23 protein-coding genes are annotated in these 21,699 nt (G+C 33.0%); 18 read left to right on the top strand and 5 right to left on the bottom strand.

Annotation, left to right across the window (positions count from 1 at the left end):
• Positions 1–25: 25 nt before the first annotated feature.
• The 10 genes from hppD to B0A75_RS05630 all read left to right on the top strand — a co-directional run bounded on the left by hppD (position 26) and on the right by B0A75_RS05630 (position 11,315).
• The gene (gene hppD, locus B0A75_RS05585; protein ID WP_089053313.1) at positions 26–1,186 is read left to right on the top strand and encodes a 4-hydroxyphenylpyruvate dioxygenase; all 1,161 of its coding nucleotides are present in this window, start codon (positions 26–28) and stop codon (positions 1,184–1,186) included.
• Positions 1,187–1,485: 299 nt separating this feature from the next.
• Positions 1,486–2,259 (top strand): DUF3108 domain-containing protein, encoded by a 774-nt coding sequence (locus B0A75_RS05590; RefSeq protein ID WP_089053786.1) that lies wholly within the window; start codon positions 1,486–1,488, stop codon positions 2,257–2,259.
• Positions 2,256–3,188, top strand: a complete 933-nt coding sequence (locus B0A75_RS05595) for a tryptophan 2,3-dioxygenase family protein (protein WP_089053314.1) — start codon at positions 2,256–2,258, stop codon at positions 3,186–3,188. The genes B0A75_RS05590 and B0A75_RS05595 overlap by 4 nt, the downstream gene beginning before the upstream one ends.
• A 31-nt stretch (positions 3,189–3,219) precedes the next feature.
• Complete coding sequence (locus B0A75_RS05600) at positions 3,220–4,440, top strand: M23 family metallopeptidase (RefSeq protein ID WP_089053315.1); 1,221 nt, start codon at positions 3,220–3,222, stop codon at positions 4,438–4,440.
• Between the two features lie 18 nt (positions 4,441–4,458).
• A complete protein-coding gene (locus B0A75_RS05605; RefSeq protein ID WP_089053316.1) occupies positions 4,459–5,079 on the top strand; it encodes a hypothetical protein in 621 nt (206 codons plus the stop codon).
• Positions 5,080–5,123: 44 nt separating this feature from the next.
• On the top strand, positions 5,124–5,456 hold the full coding sequence (locus B0A75_RS05610; RefSeq protein ID WP_089053317.1) for a hypothetical protein: 333 nt from the start codon (positions 5,124–5,126) through the stop codon (positions 5,454–5,456).
• A gap of 122 nt (positions 5,457–5,578) precedes the next feature.
• Positions 5,579–7,222: a glucose-6-phosphate isomerase gene (gene pgi / locus B0A75_RS05615; protein ID WP_089053318.1), complete on the top strand. Its 1,644-nt coding sequence runs from the start codon at positions 5,579–5,581 to the stop codon at positions 7,220–7,222.
• Between the two features lie 332 nt (positions 7,223–7,554).
• The gene (locus B0A75_RS05620) at positions 7,555–10,209 is read left to right on the top strand and encodes a TonB-dependent receptor (RefSeq protein ID WP_317044184.1); all 2,655 of its coding nucleotides are present in this window, start codon (positions 7,555–7,557) and stop codon (positions 10,207–10,209) included.
• Between the two features lie 103 nt (positions 10,210–10,312).
• Positions 10,313–10,735, top strand: a complete 423-nt coding sequence (locus tag B0A75_RS05625; RefSeq protein WP_089053320.1) for a hypothetical protein — start codon at positions 10,313–10,315, stop codon at positions 10,733–10,735.
• Positions 10,736–10,826: 91 nt separating this feature from the next.
• Positions 10,827–11,315 (top strand): septal ring lytic transglycosylase RlpA family protein, encoded by a 489-nt coding sequence (locus tag B0A75_RS05630; protein WP_089053321.1) that lies wholly within the window; start codon positions 10,827–10,829, stop codon positions 11,313–11,315.
• 29 nt (positions 11,316–11,344) lie between these two features.
• Here the strand turns inward: B0A75_RS05630 and B0A75_RS05635 are convergent, their stop codons facing one another.
• Positions 11,345–11,800 (bottom strand): DinB family protein, encoded by a 456-nt coding sequence (locus tag B0A75_RS05635; RefSeq protein WP_089053322.1) that lies wholly within the window; start codon positions 11,798–11,800, stop codon positions 11,345–11,347.
• An 81-nt stretch (positions 11,801–11,881) separates the two neighbouring features.
• Between B0A75_RS05635 and B0A75_RS05640 the strand changes: the two genes are divergently transcribed.
• The 5 genes from B0A75_RS05640 (at position 11,882) to nadD (ending at position 14,897) form a co-directional block, all read left to right on the top strand.
• Positions 11,882–12,232 carry an arsenate reductase family protein gene (locus B0A75_RS05640; RefSeq protein WP_089053323.1) on the top strand — a complete coding sequence of 117 codons (351 nt, stop codon included), beginning with the start codon at positions 11,882–11,884 and terminating at the stop codon, positions 12,230–12,232.
• A 94-nt stretch (positions 12,233–12,326) separates the two neighbouring features.
• Entirely contained in the window at positions 12,327–13,187 is an 861-nt protein-coding gene (locus B0A75_RS05645; RefSeq protein WP_089053324.1) for a YicC/YloC family endoribonuclease, read from the top strand.
• Positions 13,188–13,281: 94 nt separating this feature from the next.
• Complete coding sequence (gene gmk / locus B0A75_RS05650; RefSeq protein ID WP_089053325.1) at positions 13,282–13,854, top strand: guanylate kinase; 573 nt, start codon at positions 13,282–13,284, stop codon at positions 13,852–13,854.
• A 59-nt stretch (positions 13,855–13,913) separates the two neighbouring features.
• The gene (locus tag B0A75_RS05655) at positions 13,914–14,279 is read left to right on the top strand and encodes a four helix bundle protein (protein ID WP_089053326.1); all 366 of its coding nucleotides are present in this window, start codon (positions 13,914–13,916) and stop codon (positions 14,277–14,279) included.
• 36 nt (positions 14,280–14,315) lie between these two features.
• Entirely contained in the window at positions 14,316–14,897 is a 582-nt protein-coding gene (gene nadD / locus B0A75_RS05660; RefSeq protein ID WP_089053327.1) for a nicotinate (nicotinamide) nucleotide adenylyltransferase, read from the top strand.
• A gap of 188 nt (positions 14,898–15,085) precedes the next feature.
• On the opposite strand, the gene B0A75_RS05665 is transcribed toward nadD, so the two are convergent.
• Positions 15,086–15,442, bottom strand: a complete 357-nt coding sequence (locus B0A75_RS05665; RefSeq protein ID WP_089053787.1) for a PKD domain-containing protein — start codon at positions 15,440–15,442, stop codon at positions 15,086–15,088.
• Between the two features lie 67 nt (positions 15,443–15,509).
• Positions 15,510–16,415 carry a LysR family transcriptional regulator gene (locus B0A75_RS05670; RefSeq protein WP_089053328.1) on the bottom strand — a complete coding sequence of 302 codons (906 nt, stop codon included), beginning with the start codon at positions 16,413–16,415 and terminating at the stop codon, positions 15,510–15,512.
• An 85-nt stretch (positions 16,416–16,500) separates the two neighbouring features.
• Between B0A75_RS05670 and B0A75_RS05675 the strand changes: the two genes are divergently transcribed.
• The 3 genes from B0A75_RS05675 (at position 16,501) to B0A75_RS05685 (ending at position 19,935) form a co-directional block, all read left to right on the top strand.
• Positions 16,501–17,262, top strand: coding sequence for a type 1 glutamine amidotransferase domain-containing protein (locus B0A75_RS05675; RefSeq protein ID WP_165765094.1), 762 nt, complete (start codon positions 16,501–16,503; stop codon positions 17,260–17,262).
• Between the two features lie 191 nt (positions 17,263–17,453).
• Positions 17,454–18,611, top strand: coding sequence for an iron-containing alcohol dehydrogenase (locus B0A75_RS05680; RefSeq protein WP_089053329.1), 1,158 nt, complete (start codon positions 17,454–17,456; stop codon positions 18,609–18,611).
• A 328-nt stretch (positions 18,612–18,939) separates the two neighbouring features.
• Positions 18,940–19,935 (top strand): NAD(P)H-dependent glycerol-3-phosphate dehydrogenase, encoded by a 996-nt coding sequence (locus B0A75_RS05685; RefSeq protein WP_089053330.1) that lies wholly within the window; start codon positions 18,940–18,942, stop codon positions 19,933–19,935.
• Between the two features lie 143 nt (positions 19,936–20,078).
• Here B0A75_RS05685 and B0A75_RS05690 read toward each other — a convergent pair whose 3' ends face one another.
• The gene (locus tag B0A75_RS05690; RefSeq protein ID WP_089053331.1) at positions 20,079–20,486 is read right to left on the bottom strand and encodes a hypothetical protein; all 408 of its coding nucleotides are present in this window, start codon (positions 20,484–20,486) and stop codon (positions 20,079–20,081) included.
• Positions 20,487–20,580: 94 nt separating this feature from the next.
• Positions 20,581–21,600, bottom strand: a complete 1,020-nt coding sequence (locus B0A75_RS05695; protein ID WP_089053332.1) for a phenylalanine--tRNA ligase subunit alpha — start codon at positions 21,598–21,600, stop codon at positions 20,581–20,583.
• Between the last annotated feature and the right edge of the window lie 99 nt (positions 21,601–21,699).

A 21,699-nucleotide genomic window follows, 5' to 3' on the forward strand; every position in this document is an offset into this window, starting at 1 on the left:
TTAACCGATTAAACAAATAAACATCATGTCAAAAGAAGTAAAATCAGTAGAATACGGATTAGAGAAAATATTTGAAGGAGCGCAAGATTTCCTTCCATTATTAGGAACAGATTATGTAGAATTTTATGTAGGGAATGCAAAACAATCTGCACATTATTATAAAACAGCCTTCGGATACCAGTCTTTGGCTTATGCCGGATTAGAAACTGGAGTTAAAGACAAAGCATCTTACGTTTTAAAGCAAGATAAAATCAGAATTGTTTTGACAACGCCTTTAACGGCAGATTCTCCAATAAACGAACATTTGAAAAAACACGGCGACGGAGTAAAAGTGGCAGCTCTTTGGGTTGAAGATGCAACAAAATCTTACAAAGAAACGATGAAACGCGGTGCGCGTTCTTTTATGGAACCAACTGTCGAAGAAGATGAATTTGGTCAAGTAGTTCGTTCAGGAATTTATACTTATGGCGAAACAGTTCACATTTTTGTAGAAAGAAAAAACTACAACGGTGTTTTCTTGCCCGGTTATAAAGAATGGAAATCAGATTACAACCCAGAACCAACGGGATTAAAATATATTGATCACATGGTTGGAAATGTAGGATGGAATGAAATGAATACTTGGGTAAAATTCTACGAAGACGTTATGGGATTCGTGAATTTCTTATCATTTGATGACAAACAAATTACTACAGAATATTCTGCGTTGATGAGTAAAGTAATGTCTAACGGAAACGGAAGAATCAAATTTCCAATCAACGAACCTGCCGAAGGAAAGAAAAAATCCCAAATTGAAGAATATTTAGATTTTTATGGCGGGCCTGGAATTCAACATATCGCTATTGCTACAGATGACATCATCAAAACAGTATCACAACTAAGAGCACGCGGGGTTGAATTTTTATCAGCTCCTCCTCATACCTATTATCAAGCAATTCCTGAAAGATTAGGAGTTCATATGGACATGATGAAAGAAGATATCAATGAAATTGAAAAGTTAGCGATCATGGTCGATGCCGATGAAGATGGTTACCTTTTACAAATATTTACGAAGCCAGTTCAAGACAGACCTACTCTTTTCTTTGAAATTATTCAAAGAATGGGTGCAAAAGGGTTTGGTGCAGGCAACTTTAAAGCTCTGTTTGAGTCAATTGAGAGAGAGCAGGAATTGAGAGGAACTTTGTAAAATTGCATTATTTTTACATTATGCAAAAAAAATCTCTGTAAAATGATGATTTTTATGCAAATGTTATGTTAAACTTACTATTTGCTATTTTTTTTATGCACTTTGTATCTATCTTTGCACTCGCAAATCAAGAAGGGGTGGTTTCCTTCTAATTTGATATAAATTTCATAATTTATAGTTTTTTGGTTAGTTAATAGCATAAAAACTCAGTCATTCCTTGACTGAGTTTTTTTGTTTTGGTACATTTGGAATAGAATTTGCATTTATTTACCTTTATTATGAAATGTAAAAATTGTACTATGAAAAAGTTCGTCCTCATTATATTAATTCTAACAACATTTAGTTTTGACACTCAAAAAGAAGACGCTTTTGATACTGGAGAATACTTCAAATTCAGAATTCATTACGGGATTGTAAATGCCGGATACGCAACTCTTGAAATTAAAGACGCTACAATAAACAACAAAAAAGTTCATCACGCCATAGGAAAAGGCTATACAACCGGAATGTCAAAATTCTTTTTTAAAGTCGAAGACTTATACGAAAGTTATTTCGATAAAGAAACTGGAAGTCCTTATCGTTATGTTCGTAAAATTGACGAAGGCGGCTACACTAAAAATCAAGAAGGTTTTTTTAATCTCTCCGAGAACAAAGTTTTAGTAAAAGATTACAAACGAAAAACCGAAAAAACAATTGTAGTTACTGACAATGTTCAAGATATTGTTTCGTCTTTTTATTATTTAAGAAATCATCCCAATATCGATAAACTAAAATCAGGTGAATCCATTACTATTGATATGTTTTTTGATGATGAAATCACAAAATTTAAGTTAAAATATGTAGGCCGTCAAGATATTACGACTAAATTTGGAACCGTTTCAACAATGGTTTTCAAACCTCTTGTGCAAACAGGAAGAGTCTTTAAAGAAAAAGAAAGCTTAACACTCTGGATTACAGACGACGACAACAAAGTACCAATCAGAATCAAAGCAGATCTTGCCGTTGGATCTCTAAAAGCAGATCTTGATGAATATAAAGGATTAAAAAATCCGCTTAAAGTTAAAAAGAAATGAACCTAACTGATCATTCAGAATCAATTTTAAAAGAAATTGACCTTAAATTTCAAGCCATAAATCAAAAAACTGATGTTCAGTTAGAAGGTTTGCTTTGGTCAAAACCAATTACATATTGGGACTACATACAAACTGATGCTCTTTTAAATTTACAAATACAACGCACCACACTTCCTGACGAAATGGTTTTCATTATGTATCATCAGGTAAACGAATTAATCTTTAAAATGATTTTATGGGAAATCGATCAAATTGCTGACACAGAAAACATTCAGTCCGATTTTTTCAGCGAAAGACTTTCAAGAATTACAAGATATTTTGACATGCTTACCAATTCGTTCAGTATTATGGAGAACGGTATGGAAGTAGATCAATACATGAAATTCAGAAACACACTTACTCCTGCCAGCGGTTTTCAAAGTGCACAATACAGATTAATCGAATTTGCATCTACAGATGTTATTAATTTAACAGACCGCAGATACAAAGCAAATTTTAACGAAAACACAGATCTTGAAACAAGTTTTGAGCATTTATACTGGCAAGCCGCAGGAAAAGATTACCAAACTGGCGAAAAATCTTATTTGCTAAATGAGTTTGAAAAAAAATATAAAGATCAGTTTTTAAGACAAATGACTTCATTTAAGACGAAAAACATTTGGCAGAAATTCTCTCAATTACCAGTTGAAGACCAGCAAAATAGTGATTTAATCGCAGCAATGCGTCACTATGATAAAACCGTAAATATTACTTGGGTAATGCAGCATTTAAATACTGCAAGAAAATACATCTTAGAAAGCGGAAAAGGAACGGGAGAAGCAACAGGCGGAAGCGACTGGCAAAAATATATGCACCCAAAATACCAACGACGCATCTTTTTTCCTAAATTGTGGACCGAAGATGAATTGTCTAACTGGGGGAACGAATAAACTACTTTAGTTTCCCAAAAAATATAAAAGTTTGAAAAAAGCATTCGTAATTATAATAGTATTATTTTCAATATTTTCATGCAATAAAACCGCCGAAAAGGTTGAAACAAAAACTATTAAACCAAAAACCAAAAAAGTAGAATTTGGTTTTAATTATGCTGACTTCAATGTTGTTAACGATACTATCGAAAAAGGAGATTCTTTTGGTTCAATAATTCAAGGTCAAAATATTGGCGACAAACAAGTTCACAATATTGTCGAACAAGTAAAAGATTCTTTTAACGTAAGATCAATTCGTTACAACAAACCCTTTACTTTACTTAGAGCTAAAAACAAAACCAACAAATTACAAGTATTTATTTACCAGCCAGATGCATTGTCTTATTATGTAATTGACTTAAGAGACAGCATCGCAAAAGCATACAAAAAAGTAAAACCTGTTACTTTAAAGCGTAAAATTATTGGCGGAGTTTTAAAAAGCTCACTATCTGAAACTCTTGGAAACGAGAGCGTCGAAACTGCACTTGCCAGCAGAATTACAAAAGTATTCTCATGGTCTATTGACTTCTTTAAACTAAAAAAAGGAGATCGTTACGGGTTAATTTTCACCGAGCGTTTTATCAATGGCAAAACTTATGATGGTGTTGAAGAACTAGAAGCAGCTTTTTTTGAATATAAAGGTAAAATCGTTTATGCATTTCCATTTGAAAGAGATACCACTTCAGGAAAAATTGAATATTATGATGACGAAGGAAAAACATTAAAAAACTTTTTCTTAAAAACACCAATCAAATTCAGCCGAATCACTTCTCGCTTTACTGCGAATAGATTCCATCCTGTACAACATACTTGGAAAGCACACAAAGGAACCGATTATGCAGCACCAACAGGAACTCCAATTTCAACAACTGCATCTGGAGTTGTTGAAGCTACAGGATACACAGCAGGAAACGGAAACTTTGTAAAAGTAAAACACAACGGAACTTACTCTACTCAATACTTACACATGTCACGAATTTTAGTTCGACGCGGGCAACGTGTTACACAAGGACAAACTATAGGATTAGTAGGAAGTACAGGACTTGCAACTGGACCTCACGTTTGTTACCGATTCTGGAAAAACGGCGTTCAGGTAGATGCACTTCGACTTAATTTACCAACTGGCGAATCTTTGACTGGAAATGACAGAACGCGTTTCATGAAACAAATCGAACCTTTGAAAAGAGAATTGGACAGTATTGGGAATTTGTAACCTTATCAATTAGAGGACATGAAAAACGCTCGGATTAAAGCAATTTACAATGAAACTTTTTCAGGTTTAAAACTATTTTACAGAGACACTAATTTGCCCGAGAACTTAATTTTGAATTACAAAATCGGACAAATCATTCAAGAAAAAGGTTTTACCGATATGACTTCAATTGGCGGTGGTCTTTTTGGAAATTTTAGATATTTGATTGCCAGCGCTCATCCTAAAGATTTATCAAAATTCAATCCTGATTCAGCAAAAATTGGACATTTTCTATTAGATTCGATTGCTTATTTTAAAGTTCTAGATATTCAAAAAATTGATGATAAAACACAGGTTTTTCTTTTAAATATTCCCGATACCTCAATTTCGCTTTTTAAAAATTCTTCCTCAAATCTTGAAGAAGAAATTATCGAAAAGGCAAGAAAAAAATTCAGCACCAAAATTAATTCATCTTTAATCCCAGAGTTACAAACCGAAAACTGGAAAGAAAGAACGAAGTCTCCAATTGGAATGAGTGATAATGGCGAATTATTCTTTGATGATTCTAAGATTAAAACAGAGCCTTTAAAAAGAATAGAAATTAATACAGCCGAAAAAACTATTACCATTAATAAAAAGCCTTGGTGGAAGATTTGGTAAAACTTTAATTCAAAAACATCTTTTATCAAATCACAAATTAATTAATGAAAAAAATACTATTTGCATTCTCATCGACAATAATACTCGGATGTTCTAATCCAAAGATTTTCATTTTAAAGGATTCAAATGCAAACAAATATTACGCATCAGAATTAATCAATAATGCTTTTGTAAAAGATCAAATTGATCAATCTCCCCTAATCGTAATAAACGGAATTCCATTTAAATACAACAAACAGCAAGACACTATTTTATTGCCGTTGAAAAAATCAGAGATCATAAATCTGGATTTTTTAAACAAGAACAGCAGCCGCATAATATATAACGAAAAAGAAAATGATGGTGCCGTCATAATAACAGCAAAAATCAAAAATTGAAGCCCCAATCTCATAAATCGTTTTCGTAACTATTTGTTATATAATCCCGAACCACTGCCCTTTTAAAAGTTATTTCAGTATTTTTGTATTTCTAAAAAAACTAAACTTCAATAAAAATACAAATGGCTTTAAACACAACAAACCCAACCGGGACTGAAGCGTGGAAAAATCTGCAAAACCACTATAACGCAATTCACGAAACTACAATACAAGAACTTTTTCAGCAAGATAATGCTCGTGCTGAAAAATTCAACTTACAATGGAATGACTTTTTAGTTGATTATTCAAAAAATAATATCAGCCAAGAAACCATTTCGCTATTATTAGAATTAGCAAATTCTATTGGATTAAAAGATGCAATCGCACAATATTTTGGCGGAGCAATTATCAATCAAACGGAGAACAGAGCTGTTTTACATACTGCTTTACGCGCTCCAGAATCTGCAGTTATAAAAGTTGATGGAGAAAATGTAATTCCTGAAGTTTACGAGGTAAAAAACAAAATCAAAAACTTTACAGAAGAAATAATTTCTGGAGAAAGAAAAGGTTTTACCGGAAAAGCTTTTACTGATATTGTAAATATTGGAATTGGAGGTTCAGATCTTGGGCCTGTTATGGCTGTTGAAGCTTTACAGTTTTACAAAAATCATCTAAAAACGCATTTCGTTTCAAATGTTGACGGTGATCATGTAAATGAAATAATCAAAAAGTTAAACCCAGAAACTACACTTTTTTTAATCGTTTCTAAAACTTTTACTACTCAAGAGACTTTATCAAATTCTGAAACTATCAAAGAATGGTTTTTAAAATCAGCTTCACAAGAAGATATTGCAAAACACTTCGTGGCAGTTTCAACAAATATTCAAAAAGTAACTGAATTTGGAATTAATCCTGACAACATTTTCCCAATGTGGGATTGGGTTGGCGGAAGATTTTCTCTTTGGAGTGCAGTTGGTTTAAGTATCGCGCTAGCAATTGGCTTTGACAATTACAACCAATTATTAGTTGGCGCAAATGAAATGGATGAACATTTCAAATCAACAGAATTTGATGAAAACATTCCTGTAATTTTAGCTTTATTAAGTGTTTGGTACAATAATTTTTATGGTGCCGAAAGCGAAGCTTTGATTCCATATACACAATATTTATCTAAACTAGCTCCTTACTTGCAGCAGGCAACTATGGAAAGCAACGGAAAAAGTGTTGGCCGTGATGGAAAACCTGTAAACTACCAAACAGGAACTATTATTTGGGGAGAACCAGGAACAAACTCACAGCATGCTTTCTTTCAACTAATTCACCAAGGAACAAAAAGAATCCCAACAGATTTTATTGGATTCATAAAACCACTTTACGGAAACGAAGATCATCATGATAAATTGATGTCAAACTTTTTCGCCCAAACAGAAGCTTTAATGAACGGAAAAACTCCGGCACAAGTTCAAGCAGAATTTGACAAACAAGGACTTTCTGCAGAAAAAGCTTCTTATTTATTACCATTCAAGGTATTTACGGGTAACAAACCAACGAATACTATTTTGATTGAAAAATTAACACCAAAAAGTTTAGGTTCATTAATTGCATTATATGAACACAAAATTTTTGTTCAGGGTGTAATCTGGAATATTTTCAGCTTTGACCAATGGGGAGTTGAATTAGGAAAACAACTGGCAAATTCTATTTTAGATGAAATTAACTCTAAAACAGTAAAAAATCACGACAGTTCAACTACATTTTTATTGAACCATTTTTTGAAGAATAAATAAAACCTTAAAAAATAGAGTTTTATAACCTCCTGAAACGCCTTAAATTAACAAAATTTAAGGCGTTTTTTCGCATAAACAACCAGTAAAACGGCAGTTTGTCGTAAAAATTTGCAAGTTTAACACTACATGACCGAGCACATTCTTACGATTTTAACAAAAAACAAGTGTGTAAAATCAAAAAAACGTTGTTTTATGCAAACAAAAAAGAAAAAATCATTTTAATGCGCAACAAATTTTATAAAACTTACTTTTCTTAACATTTTGATAACACTATCTGATTTAATTGTTATAATTTTGCCAAAAACAAATAACAAAAACAACAAATGAAGAAAATGAAAAATTGGTTACTTACAGGACTATTTTTTATGGTAGTTTCAACTGTATTCTCTCAGGGAAAAATTACTGGTACTATTACTGATGGTATAGTTTCATTACCAGGAGCTAATGTAGTTATCAAAGGTTCTACAACATCAACATCTACTGATTTTGATGGAAAATTTACTATTGATTCACCTACAGCTGCTGGAGAATTATACATCACTTACTTAGGTTACAACAACTTAACAGTAAAATTCACAGTTTCTAAAGGAGCTACAACAAACTTAGGAAAAATTGTTTTAGAATCTGATTCTAATCAATTAGAAGAAATTGTAGTAATGGGTAAAGGAATTATCGATTTAGCTAAAGACAGAAAAACTCCTATTGCAGTTTCTACTATTAAAGCTGCTGAAATTCAAGCGAAAATAGGTACTGCAGACATTACACAAACAATGGTAAACACTCCATCTGTTTATGTTGCTGGTCAATCTGGAGGTTACGGAGATTCAAGAATCAGTGTTCGTGGATTTGCTCAAGATAACACCGCTTTCTTATTAAACGGTCAACCAATCAACGGTATGGAAGATGGTAAAGTATACTGGTCTAACTGGTCTGGTTTATCTGATATCGCAAATGCTGTACAAATCCAAAGAGGTTTAGGATCTTCAAAATTAGCAATCTCTTCTGTAGGAGGTACTGTAAACTTTATTACAAAAGCTACTGAAAAAAATGAAGGTGGTTTTGTTTCTTTAGGAGTTGCAAACGATAATTACTTCAAAACTACTGCTGCTTACAACACAGGTATGAGCAAAAGCGGATGGGGAACAAGTGTAATGTTATCTCACTGGCAAGGTGATGGATACAATGACGGAACAAAAGGTGAAGGACAAACTTACTTTATTTCTGTTGGATATAAAGCTAATGACAAACACAGTTTTAACTTCTTGTTAACTGGTGCTCCACAATGGCACGATCAAAACTTTACAAAGTCTATTGACAGCTATTTAAAATACGGAAGAAAGTACAACAATAACTGGGGTACTCAAAACGGAGAATACAAATCTGAAAGAACAAACTATTACCACAAACCAGTTGCTAACATAAACTGGGATTATGATATTAGTGACAAAACACAGCTTTCTACCGTATTATACGGATCTTGGGGAAGAGGTGGAGGAACTGGAAGCTACGGTACTAAACCAGCTACTGCTGCAGGAGGTCAAATAAATTTTGATGGTATCTTTGCAAGCAATCAAGCTATTATTAACGGTAAAGGAAATGCTGACGGTAGAAGTACAAATGGTGCTTACGTAATTAGAGCTAGTGTTAATAACCACGCTTGGTACGGTTTAGTATCTAACTTAAAAAACCAACTTACTGATAATTTAGCTTTAAATGTTGGTCTTGACTTAAGAACTTACAAAGGAACTCACTTCAGACAAGTTTCTGACTTCATGGGATTGTCAAGCTGGACTGACACAAGAAACCTTAAAGATGGTAATAGTAACCCAAGCGGTACTATGAAAAGTAACTATGTTACAGAATCTGGAAGAGCATTGCCTTGGCCTGCAACTTTCAACACAATTGCAGAAGATCAAAGAATTGATTACGATTACGGAGAAACTATTTCTTACGGTGGTGTATTTAGTCAGTTAGAATATTCAAAAGATAACTTTTCTGCATTCTTCCAAGGATCGCTTTCAAACCAATCTCACAGTAGAGTTGATAGATTCGATTACTTACCACAATACCAAGATTCTAAAAAAGTTGACAACGTAGGATACAACGTAAAAGGAGGAACTAGCTACAAAATTGCTGAACAACATACAATTTATGCAAATGCTGGTTACTACAGCCGTCAACCATACCACGATAACATCTATTTGAACTTTACAAATGCGGTAAACCCATTAACTAAAAACGAAAAAATATTTGGTCTTGAAGCTGGATATACTTTCGCTTCAAAAATAGTAACTGCAAGTGTTAATGCTTACAGAACTTCTTGGAAAGACAGAGTTACAACTACATCTACTACTGCTACAGCTGCTGATGTTGCTAAATATCCATCTTTACAATTAGGTGATTTAATTTACAAAACTAACGAAGGTGTTGAGCAGGTTCACACTGGTGTAGAGTTAGATTTCGTTGCAAAACCAACTCACAATCTTAACTTAACAGGATTCTTATCTGTTGGAGACTGGCAATATAAAGGTAATACAGTAACTACAACTAGAGACGAAAGCTTATCTACTTTAGACAAAGTTCAACAAGATGTTGACGGTGGAAAAGTTGGAGATGGTGCTCAAGTAACTTACGGCTTAGGTTTCAGATATGAATTCGTTAAAAACCTTTCTATCGATGCTGACTGGAGATATTATGACAAATTATACTCAAATGTTGGTGCTGTAAAAAACAACTTAGAATTACCAAGCTACGATTTAGTTGACTCAGGTATCTCATACAAATTGTTTATTGGAAAAGGAAAACATGATTCTATCGGATTCAGAGTAAATGTTAACAATGTATTTGATGAAGTTTATTTATCTGAATTGACTACAGCTACAGCTGTAACACCAACTTCAAACAACTACAAAGGAATTAACGTTGCAAACACAGGATACTTTGGTTTAGGAAGAACTTGGAACTTTAGCTTACGCTACAATTTCTAATAAAGAACCAAACTAAATAAGAAAAAACGGCATTGACTTTTAAGTTTAATGCCGTTTTTTATTGCCCATTTTTGTTATATTTGTTTCAATAAAAATTTAATTTATGTACCATTTTTTACAAAAATTTCACTCAGGTTGGGCCTATTTAGCACTTTTGCTTTTAGCAATTGCAGTAATAAATGCTATTATCGGCTTCTCTTCTAAAAAAGAGTTTACAGCAAAAGATCGCAAGATTTCTTTATTTGCTTTAATTGGAACTCATACACAATTGTTGATTGGTTTAATCCTTTATTTTGTGTCTCCGTTAGGAAAAGCAGCTTTTGGACAAATGTCTAATACTGAACTTAGATTAACTTCTTTAGAACACCCGCTGATCAATATTATCGCCATCGTTTTAATTACTATTGGATGGTCAAAACATAAAAAGCTAATCAACAGCGAAGCAAAATTTAAAACATTTGCTATATTTTACGGATTAGGATTATTACTTATTTTAAGTAGAATTCCATGGAACCTTTGGTTCTAAAAACACCAATTAAAGCCCTAGAAAAATAGGGCTTTTTTTATCTCGGCATATTATTTGTACAAACTCCCCCAAGTCTGAAAAAAAATAAATCATGAGTAAAAAGAATATCATACTTACCACATTTGCATTAACTTTTTTAAGTTGCTTTACCTACATTATAAGCCAAACAAAACCAGTAATTGAACAAAAATCAACTCAAGACACTGTAAAAAACAATAGACCGAGCATAATTGCCATGCCAACTGACTCTGTTTTTACAGACAAAGGCTTAAAACTAAAATTATACAAAAAAACAGCTCACGCATCCTACTATGCAGATCGTTTTAACGGTAGAAAAACAGCTGACGGAAGCAGATTCAGCAACAGTAAATATACCGCTGCTCATAAAAAACTTCCTTTTGGAACAAGAGTTAAAGTAACTAATGAAGCCAACGGAAAATTTGTAATTGTAAAAATCACAGATCGCGGTCCATTTGTAAAAACCCGTGAAATCGACCTTTCAAAAAGAGCCTTTATGGAAATCACCAAAAATAAAGGTGCCGGTGCGATGAAAGTTACAATCGAGACAATAATAGAATAAAAAAAAAATCCCGCTCTAGCGGGATTTTTTTATACAAACTTTTTAATACTCATCATAACTCCAGTGTGAAGTCCTTCATGATAATTATTAAAATCTAAAGCTCCTTCAATATTCTTTAAAGTATAACCTATACTTGTACTATACTCCATATAGTTAACAAAAATACCTTTCTCAAAATCACTTTCTACTTGCTTTAAAGTGGACAAAAGAAGCCTTTTAATCTCACCAACCTCTTCTTGCGAAACATCACCTTCCGGCTTGGTTCCTTTTTTATACTTTGCCATAAATTCTTCAGAAACATTTGCTGGCAAACCTGACAATTTATAAACCAAGGCCTGCTGAACAGATATACAGTGACCCGCATTCCAAATTAAATTATTACTAAATCCTTCTGGAATTTTATTTAATTGTTCTAATGAATAATTATCTAAAATCTTCAAAATAACTTCTCTAATAGTAGTCTGTACATTAAAAACTGATTTCATAAATATGTATTTTTTTTATAAAATTAGTCATTTTTAAGTTTTAAATGATTTTTCTTTGCAGTCTAACAAATTTGTAAAAAAATGAACAAAATATACTATTTAGCATCTTGCGACACTTGTCGAAAAATCATTAAAAGTTTACCTGAAAATCATAATTTAGTTTTTCAAGACATCCGACAAAACCCGATTACGGAAACAGAACTCGATGAAATGTATAAACTTTCTGGAAGCTATGAAGCACTATTCAGTAAAAAAGCACAATTGTACAAGTCAATGGATTTAAAAAACAAATCTTTGACTGAAGCTGATTTTAAAAAGTACATTTTAGAACACTACACTTTCTTAAGTCGTCCCGTTTTTATTATTGACGGAAAAATTTACATCGGCAACAGCCAAAAAAACATTGCAGAAGTTATAAAAGTTTTGAGTTAGGATTTTTTCCTCGATTTTACAATTACACAGATTATTGAATTACAGCGCAAGACTACAAACTTTTAGTTATCTTTGCGCCTTTATACTCAATTATATGATACAATCTATGACAGGGTTTGGCAAAGCTTCTTTGCAATTGCCTACAAAAAAAATTACCGTTGAAGTAAAGTCCTTAAATAGCAAAGGTTTAGATTTAAACGTAAGAATGCCGTCGCTTTATCGCGAAATGGAACTAGGTTTAAGAACTCAAATCGCTGCAAAACTGGAAAGAGGAAAAATTGATTTCGGAATTTATATCGAAAGCACTTCTGAACAAACTTCAACAAAAGTAAATGTACCTGTCGTAAAAAACTACATTGCCCAATTAAAAGAGGTTTATCCAGACGCAGATGAAACTGAATTAATGAAAATGGCTGTTCGTATGCCTGACACATTAAAAACTGAACGCGAAGAAATCGACGAAAACGACTGGGAACAAATTCAAGTTATTATTGACGAAGCACTTCAAAACATTCTAGGTTTCAGAAAAGACGAAGGAGAATCTCTAGAAAAAGAATTCAACTTAAGAATTGGTAATATTCGTCAATATATGAACGACGCTTTGGCATTAGATCCAGAACGTGTTCAAGCCATTAAAGATCGTTTACAAACTGCAATCTCAGAATTACAAGTTAATGTTGACGAAAATCGTTTTGAGCAGGAATTAATCTACTACTTAGAAAAGTTGGATATAACCGAAGAAAAAGTGCGTTTAACGAACCATTTAGACTATTTCTTAGAAACTTTAAATGGAAATGAAGCAAACGGTCGAAAATTAGGCTTTATTACTCAAGAAATGGGTCGTGAAATCAACACTATGGGTTCAAAATCAAATCATGCTCAAATGCAGAAATTGGTTGTGATGATGAAAGATGAATTAGAAAAGATTAAAGAACAGGTTTTGAATGTTTTGTAAAAACGCTGTAAGCTTTAAGCTATAGGCAATAAGCTAAAAACGAAATCAAATTAAAGCCTAAGGCCTAAAGCCTAAAGCTTAAAGCATAACAATAATGAACAAAGGAAAATTAATTGTTTTTTCAGCACCTTCAGGATCGGGAAAAACAACTATAGTAAAACATTTACTAGGGAAAGAAGATTTAAACTTAGAATTTTCGATCTCAGCAGCTTCTCGCGAACCACGCGGAGAAGAAGAACACGGAAAAGATTATTATTTTATTTCGTTAGAACAATTCAAAAAACACATTAAGGCCGAAGAATTCCTAGAATGGGAAGAGGTTTATCGCGATAATTTTTACGGCACATTAAAGTCGGAAATTGAACGTATTTGGGCTTTAGGAAAAAATGTAATCTTTGATATTGATGTTGCCGGCGGATTACGTATAAAGCACAAATTTCCAGAACAGACTTTAGCCGTTTTCGTAAAACCACCTAGTGTCGACGAACTAAAACGCAGATTAAAACAACGTTCTACAGAAAGTGACGATAAAATTAATATGCGAATTGCAAAAGCATCTGTCGAATTAGCCACAGCACCTCAATTTGACACTATTATAAAAAACTACGATTTAGATACTGCAAAAGAAGAAGCTTATCAATTGGTAAAAGAATTTATTTCTAAGTGATTTTTTTAGTCCCTAGTTGCTAGTCCTTAGTTTGAAAAGAGTTAAATTAAAAAGTTTATATGAGTGGTATTAAATCCTATAAAGAGTTATTTATTTGGCAAAAAGGAATAAAAATAGTTCTTCTAGTTTATAAACTCACAAAAAGCTTTCCTAAAGAAGAAATATATGCGCTAGCAAGTCAATTAAAAAGAGCAAGTGTATCTGTTCCTTCGAATATCGCAGAAGGCTTTGGACGTCAAACTGACAAATCTTTTAATCACTTTTTGAATATTTCCCGAGGCTCTTTAAATGAAATAGAAACACAATTAATTATTGCAAAGGAATTAAAATTTATCTCTGATGATAATCTATTTAATGAAATTATGTTTTTAATTGAAGAAGAAAGTAAAATGATAAGTGCTTTTTCCAAAAATCTTAAAGACTAAGAACTAAGTACTAAAAACTAAGTACTCTAAAAAAAAATGAAAATAGGACTTTACTTCGGAACGTATAACCCCATTCATGTTGGTCATTTGATCATTGCCAATCACATGGCTGAGTTTGCAGATTTAGATCAGATTTGGATGGTTGTTACTCCTCATAATCCGTTAAAAAAGAAAGCAACCTTACTCGATGATCATCACCGTTTGCAAATGGTCTTTCTTGCAACAGAAGATTATCCGAAGATCAAGCCCTCGGATATTGAGTTTAAACTGCCGCAGCCTAATTATACAGTTGTTACGTTAGCGCATTTACAAGAAAAATATCCAAGTCATGAATTTTCTTTGATTATGGGTGAAGACAATCTAAAAACGCTTCATAAATGGAGAAACTACGAGGTGATTCTCGAAAACCATGATATTTATGTTTACCCGCGTATCTCTGATGAACCAGAAAACACAGAACTAAAATCGCATCCAAAAATTCATGTAATCGATGCGCCAATTGTGGAAATCTCTTCAACTTTTATTCGAAACAATATCAAAGAAGGCAAAAACATTCAGCCATTATTGCCGCCAAAAGTTTGGGAATATATCGATCACAATAATTTATATAAGAAGTAAATAAACAATTATACACAATATTGTCATTTCGACGAAGGAGAAATCTTCGTTGCTAAATCGACAAAGTATATGATTAATCTTTACGGAGTTTCTTGCGGAGATCCCTCCTTCGTCGGAATGACAAAAAAACACCTAAAAGTAAGAAAGCCTGAATTTAAAATTCAGGCTTTCTTTTTATTTGTCAGTTACTAGTTAACCGTTACAGTTCGCTTTGGAACAGATGTACATTCTTGACCATCTTTTTTAACCGTAACCTCAGCCTTAGCTTCATACGTTCCTGCAGCAGCATAAGTATGAGAAACATCTTTTCCAGTTGCTGTACTACCATCGCCAAATGTCCATTTTACAGAAACCAAAGTTCCTGTTCCGCTGTAACCAACTGAATAATTCATTATCTTAGGATTATTAGCATCTGTCGAATTATGTAATTTAACAAAAATTGACTCTGCTAAGCAATCTACAATTGCCTCGCTATCACTCTTACTGCAAGAATTACTCATAAACACAGTTGCAATAAGAACTAACACTGATACAAACTTTTTCATTTTTGAAAATTTTAGTGGTTTATGAATCAAAATTATTCTTTTAAATAACAAAAACAAATGATTTAAATCATAATCTGTTACCAAAAAACAACTTTAATTCTTTAGAAATAATCTCAAAAAGCGCATTTAAATTATTGTTTTTGGGTGCTAATAAGTACACAAATTCCTCTGGCACGTGAAAACTATTCCACACTAACTGCAGTTTATTCTCTTTAATAAAACTTCTCGCGTTACAATTCCAAGTTACCGCCACTCCTTCATTTTTGGACAGAAGTCGCAGCATCTCAGATTCTGAAGGAATAATGTAATTAGGCACCATTGATGGTCTTTTTTTATTAAAAGCATGGAGCCAAAATAATTTTATGTGCGGAATTCGGGCATCATGGCTATACCATTTTTGCCCATTCAACCATTGTTCTATCTCAACAAAATTGTCTGCTTTTAGTCTTTGACGAAATTCTGTTATATCTAAAGTTGTTGGAGCAACCACTATTAATTTAATTTTTCCAACAATTTCATAAGTGGTATCAAAAGTATCAAACCTTTTTGTGGTTATTGCAAAATCAAGTTTTTTAGAATCGACTAATGCAAAAAGCTCATCGTTTTCGGCAAAGGTAAAATCGATCAAATCAAATTTTGAAATCAAAAGATTCCCTATACATTCAAAAAGATGTTTTGAAATTCCAACAGAAATTAATCGATTAGCATCTTCAGCTTTAGTTCTAAAACCAGCCTCGACACTTTCGAGCCTGTCCAACGCATCTATAATCAAATTATTCAGTAACTTAGCATATTCCGTTGGCTCTACTCCTTTTGATTTTCGATTAAATAATTTATTCCCAACATGAGCTTCGAGCATAGAAATTTGCTGACTAACGGCTGGCTGACTCATAAATAATTCCTTTGCAGCTACCGAAAAATTGCCGTTTTTATAAACAGCCTTAAAAGTTCTGTACCATTCTAGATTTACCATGACATAAATTTATTTATAACAAACATAGTTTATTTTATTTTTACTAATATCACTTAACCTGTAAATTTGTTCAAAATTTAATATTATGAAGAAAATAGCATTACTTTCAATAATTGCATTCGCTGTCACAAACATTTCGGCTGTTGCACAAAAATCAAATAAAAAAGGGATGAAAAAAGTATTATTTGTTGTTACCAGTAATGATAAGCTGGGCAATACTGGAGAAAAAACTGGGTTTTGGTCAGAAGAATTTGCTGCACCATATTACGAGTTATTAGATCAGGGAGTCGAAATTACAATTGCTTCTCCTCTTGGCGGACAACCACCAATTGATCCAAAAAGTGCCGATCCGTCTTCAGCTACAGAAGACACAAAACGTTTTGATGCTGATAAGGTTTTACAAGAAAAACTAAAAAACACTTTAAAACTTTCGGCTGTTAGTCAAAAAGATTATGATGCCGTTTTTTACCCTGGAGGTCATGGACCGCTTTGGGATTTAGTTCAAGATAAAAATTCCATTTCCTTAATCGAATCATTTTATACGCATAACAAACCTATTGCTTTTGTATGTCATGCACCAGCAGTTTTGAAAAACGTAAAAGTCAACGGTGAATATCTCGTGAAAGGCAAAAAGGTAACTGGATTTACCAATGATGAAGAAGAAGCGGTTGGTTTAACTAAAGTCGTTCCTTTTTTATTAGAAGACGCTTTATCATCAAATGGAGGGATTTTTTCAAAAGGACCAAACTGGCAGCCATATGCTGTTGAAGACGGACTTTTAATTACAGGTCAAAATCCAGCATCGTCTAAGCTAGTAGCCGGCAAATTATTGCAAAAAATTAAATAAATAAGATGCTGAGGGACTGAGACGCTAAGATTCTAAGGTTCTTCTCTTAGGAACTAAAAAAAGCTAACGTCCCATAAGCAAATTGATAAATAACAAAATTAAACAAACAACCATGCTAAGTCGATTAGATAAGTTCAAAGAAAAAAACCTTAGAACCTCAGAATCTTAGCATCTTAGAACCCTAAAAAAAAATGCTAAACTTTGAATTATACAATCCGACAAATTTAATTTTCGGAAAAGGACAAATTGAAAAACTATCAACTCTAGTTCCAAAAGAGGCTAAAATTCTTTTGGCTTATGGAGGCGGAAGTATTTTCAAAAACGGTGTTTACGATCAAGTAATCGCAAACTTAAAAGGTTTTGAAATTGTAGAATTTGGCGGAATTGAACCAAATCCAAGATTTGAAACTTTAATGAAGGCAGTTGACGTTATCAAAGCCGAAAAAATCAATTTTATTCTTGCCGTTGGTGGAGGATCAGTAATTGATGGTGTGAAATTTATTTCGGCAGCTGTAAATTTTGAAGGAAATCCGATTGATATTCTGCAAAAAAGAATCTTAATTACAGAAAATGCAATGCCTTTTGGAACGGTTTTGACGCTGCCTGCAACAGGAAGCGAAATGAATTCTGGTTCTGTTGTAACCATCGAATCTACTCAAGAAAAACTTGCTTTTGGCGGGAGCGCAATGTTTCCTAAATTCTCTATTTGCGACCCAACGGTTATTGCTTCTTTACCAAAAAGACAAATCCAAAATGGTGTTGTTGATGCTTACACGCACGTAATGGAACAATACCTAACCTATCCGCATGAAGGTTTTTTACAAGACCGAATTGCTGAGGGAATTTTACAAACTTTAATTGAAATAGGTCCAAAAGTTGTTGAAAATCCAACCGATTATGCTTTAGCTTCAAACTTTATGTGGAGTTGTACTATGGCATTGAATGGATTAATTCAAAAAGGCGTTCCTCAAGATTGGGCAACTCATATGATAGGACATGAATTAACTGCACTTTACGGAATTGATCATGCAAGAACTTTAGCTATTATTGGCCCAAGTTTATACAAGGTAATGTTTGAGACTAAAAAAGGCAAACTGGCACAATATGGCCGTCGTATTTTTAATATTTCAGGATCTGACGATGAAGTGGCAAAAGAAGCAATTAATAAAACAGTGGAATTTTTCCATACAATGGGAATGGACACAAAACTATCTCAATACACAGAAAATTACAGCAATACTGCCGATTTCATAGTAAACCGCTTTGACGAAAGAGGCTGGAAAGGTCTCGGAGAAAATCAATTAATAACTTTAGACAAAGTAAAATCTATTGTTGAACTTAGTTATTAAGTGATCAGTAAAAATTAACCGTGAGTACTAAAAAGTGAGTACTGGCAACTAATGAAAAAAGGCGTTCTTAACTAGTTTAAGAGCGCCTTTTTAAAATACTAAAACAAAACTAACTAACTCAATTCTTGCTAAACTCATTAAATTCTAATTTATAAACAGTTACAACGTAAGGATTTTATTTTTATTGTGTTTGTCAAAAAATATTTTTTACTTTAATTGAAAAACTGCTGAAAACCATTGCTATTATATACACACAAATAAATTTCTTAAATCAGTTTTTGTATTATTACTACTTTATTAAGTACTTTTGTTTTAAATTATTAAAATAATGAGTGAAAAGTTAAAATTTGCAGTAATTGGAGGAGGAAGCTGGGCAACGGCAATTGCAAAAATGTTGTGCGTAAACCTTTCAGAAATTGCGTGGTATATGCGTAATGAATCTGCGATCGAACATATTCAGAAATACAAACACAACCCAAATTATCTAAGCTCGGTTGAGTTTGACACTAACAAGCTTAAACTAACCAGCAATATAAATGAAGCGATCGAATATGCAGATTACATCATTTTTGCTATCCCATCTGCTTTTTTAGATGCCGAATTAAAAAACATGACGGTTTCTTTATCAGATAAAATTATTTTCTCAGCAATTAAAGGTATCGTTCCAGAAACTAGTTTAATTGTTGGCGAGCATTTTCATATTCAATACGATATTCCATACTACAACATAGGAGTTATTACAGGTCCTTGTCATGCTGAAGAAGTGGCATTAGAAAGACTTTCTTACCTAACAATTGCTTGCGGTGATCCCGAAAAAGCTTCTACTGTAGCAAAATCTCTTTCAGGAAATTATATTAAAGCTAAAATTTCAGACGACATTATCGGAACTGAATACGCAGCAATGCTTAAAAACATTTACGCAATTGCTGCCGGAATTGCACATGGTTTAGGCTATGGAGATAATTTCCAATCGGTTATGATGAGTAACGGAATTCGCGAAATGAAAAAATTCATTCGTAAAGTTCACAAAATGAAACGTAACATTAATGATTCTGCTTATTTGGGCGATTTATTAGTTACAGGATATTCTATTTTTTCAAGAAACAGAATGTTCGGAAATATGATTGGAAAAGGATACACAGTAAAAAGCGCCATGATGGAAATGAGCATGGTTGCCGAAGGTTATTACGCCACAAAAAGTGCTTACAAACTAAACCAAGGTTACGGAGCAAAAACACCTATTATAGACGCTGTTTATGCTGTTTTATACGAAGGAAAAGATGCAAAATCTGTATTTAAAAAATTGACTGAGTCGCTGGATTAAAGTTTTTAGTTAAAAGAGGCAAGAAGCAAGAGACAAGATTTTTAAAAATAGAATAAATAAAAAAGAGTCAAGACTGGACAATCAGTTTGACTCTTTTTTATTTCAGTGCAAGTCTTTTTTCTTGCCTCTTTCTTCTATTCTCTTTACTTCACCATAATTCCTTCAACAAACAAAATTGGCACTTCTTCAGTATCATTTTCGTTGATTAAATTAGATTTGAAAGTAAATTTCTTATCATACAAAGTATTTCCGATGAAAAAAGTTACCATAAATTCATTGTTCATAACCAGAAGACTTTTCTCTATCATCTCAATCTTTACTACAGAAACTGCAGGAACTTCAACAAAAGCGTGACGCAAAATTGAAGTTTTTTTCATTTCCCCATCAATTGTTCCAAATGCTTTTGAAACCACCATTACACTGTCTAGATTAAAATCGCTGTCATTTACAAGATAAGCATACCATACTTTTTCCATAAAATCATCGCTCCATTCCTGCACGGCAGCTAGAAACACGTTTTCAACTATTGGGATTATTATATCTTTTTTCATTTTAGTCAAAAGTTTAAAAGTCGAAAGTCATAAAGTCGAAAACCTCAAAGTTATGACTTTATGACTTTCGACTTTATGACTTTTAGACTTAGAATTATATATTTGCTTTGAATTGCTCTAAGAAACGAACATCGTTTTCATAAAACATACGGATATCACCAATTTGGTATAAAAGCATCGCAATACGCTCTACTCCCATTCCAAATGCAAAACCGTTATATTCATCTGGATTGATGTCACAGTTTTTCAAAACGTTAGGATCAACCATTCCACATCCTCCAATTTCTAACCATCCTGTACCTTTTGTAATACGATAATCCGTTTCGGTTTTTAAACCCCAATAGATATCAATTTCAGCACTTGGTTCTGTAAATGGAAAGTATGACGGACGAAGACGAATTTTAGATTTTCCAAACATTTCTTTTGTAAAATAAAGTAACGTCTGTTTCAAATCGGCAAAAGAAACATCTTTGTCAATGTACAATCCTTCTACCTGGTGAAAAATACAGTGCGAACGAGACGAAATTGCTTCATTACGAAAAACACGTCCTGGAGAAATCGTACGAATTGGCGGTTTATGATTTTCCATATAACGCACCTGAACAGATGATGTATGCGTACGCAGCAACACATCAGGATTTGTTTGGATAAAAAATGTATCCTGCATATCACGTGCCGGATGATATTCTGGCAAATTCAATGCGGTAAAATTATGCCAATCATCTTCTATTTCCGGACCTTCGGAAACATTGAAACCAATATTAGCAAAAATATCAATAATCTGATTTTTAACAATTGAAATCGGATGGCGAGAACCAATAATTACCGGCTCTGCCGCACGTGTTAAATCACCAAAAACTCCTTTTGTTTCTTGTTTGCTTTCCAGTTCTTCCTGAATAACGCGAACTTTTTCTTCAGCAACAGCTTTTAGAGTGTTAATTACCTGTCCAAAATCTTTTTTCTGGTCGTTTGGAATGTTCTTGAACTCTGTAAAAAGTTCTTTCAACAATCCTTTACTACCTAAATATTTAATACGGAATTGCTCTAAGGATTCTTTATTTTTGTCATTAAAGGCTTTAGCTTCCTCTATATGTTCTTTTATCTTGTCTATCATTTTCCTTCAATAATTGAGAATACAAATTTAGTAAAAAAGTGAGATGTTAAGAGTGAGATGTTTGAAGTATTTTCTAAACTTCTGTCATAATTTCAATCT

The organism is Flavobacterium oncorhynchi (genome assembly GCF_002217355.1).
Classification (GTDB): Bacteria; Bacteroidota; Bacteroidia; order Flavobacteriales; family Flavobacteriaceae; genus Flavobacterium; species Flavobacterium oncorhynchi.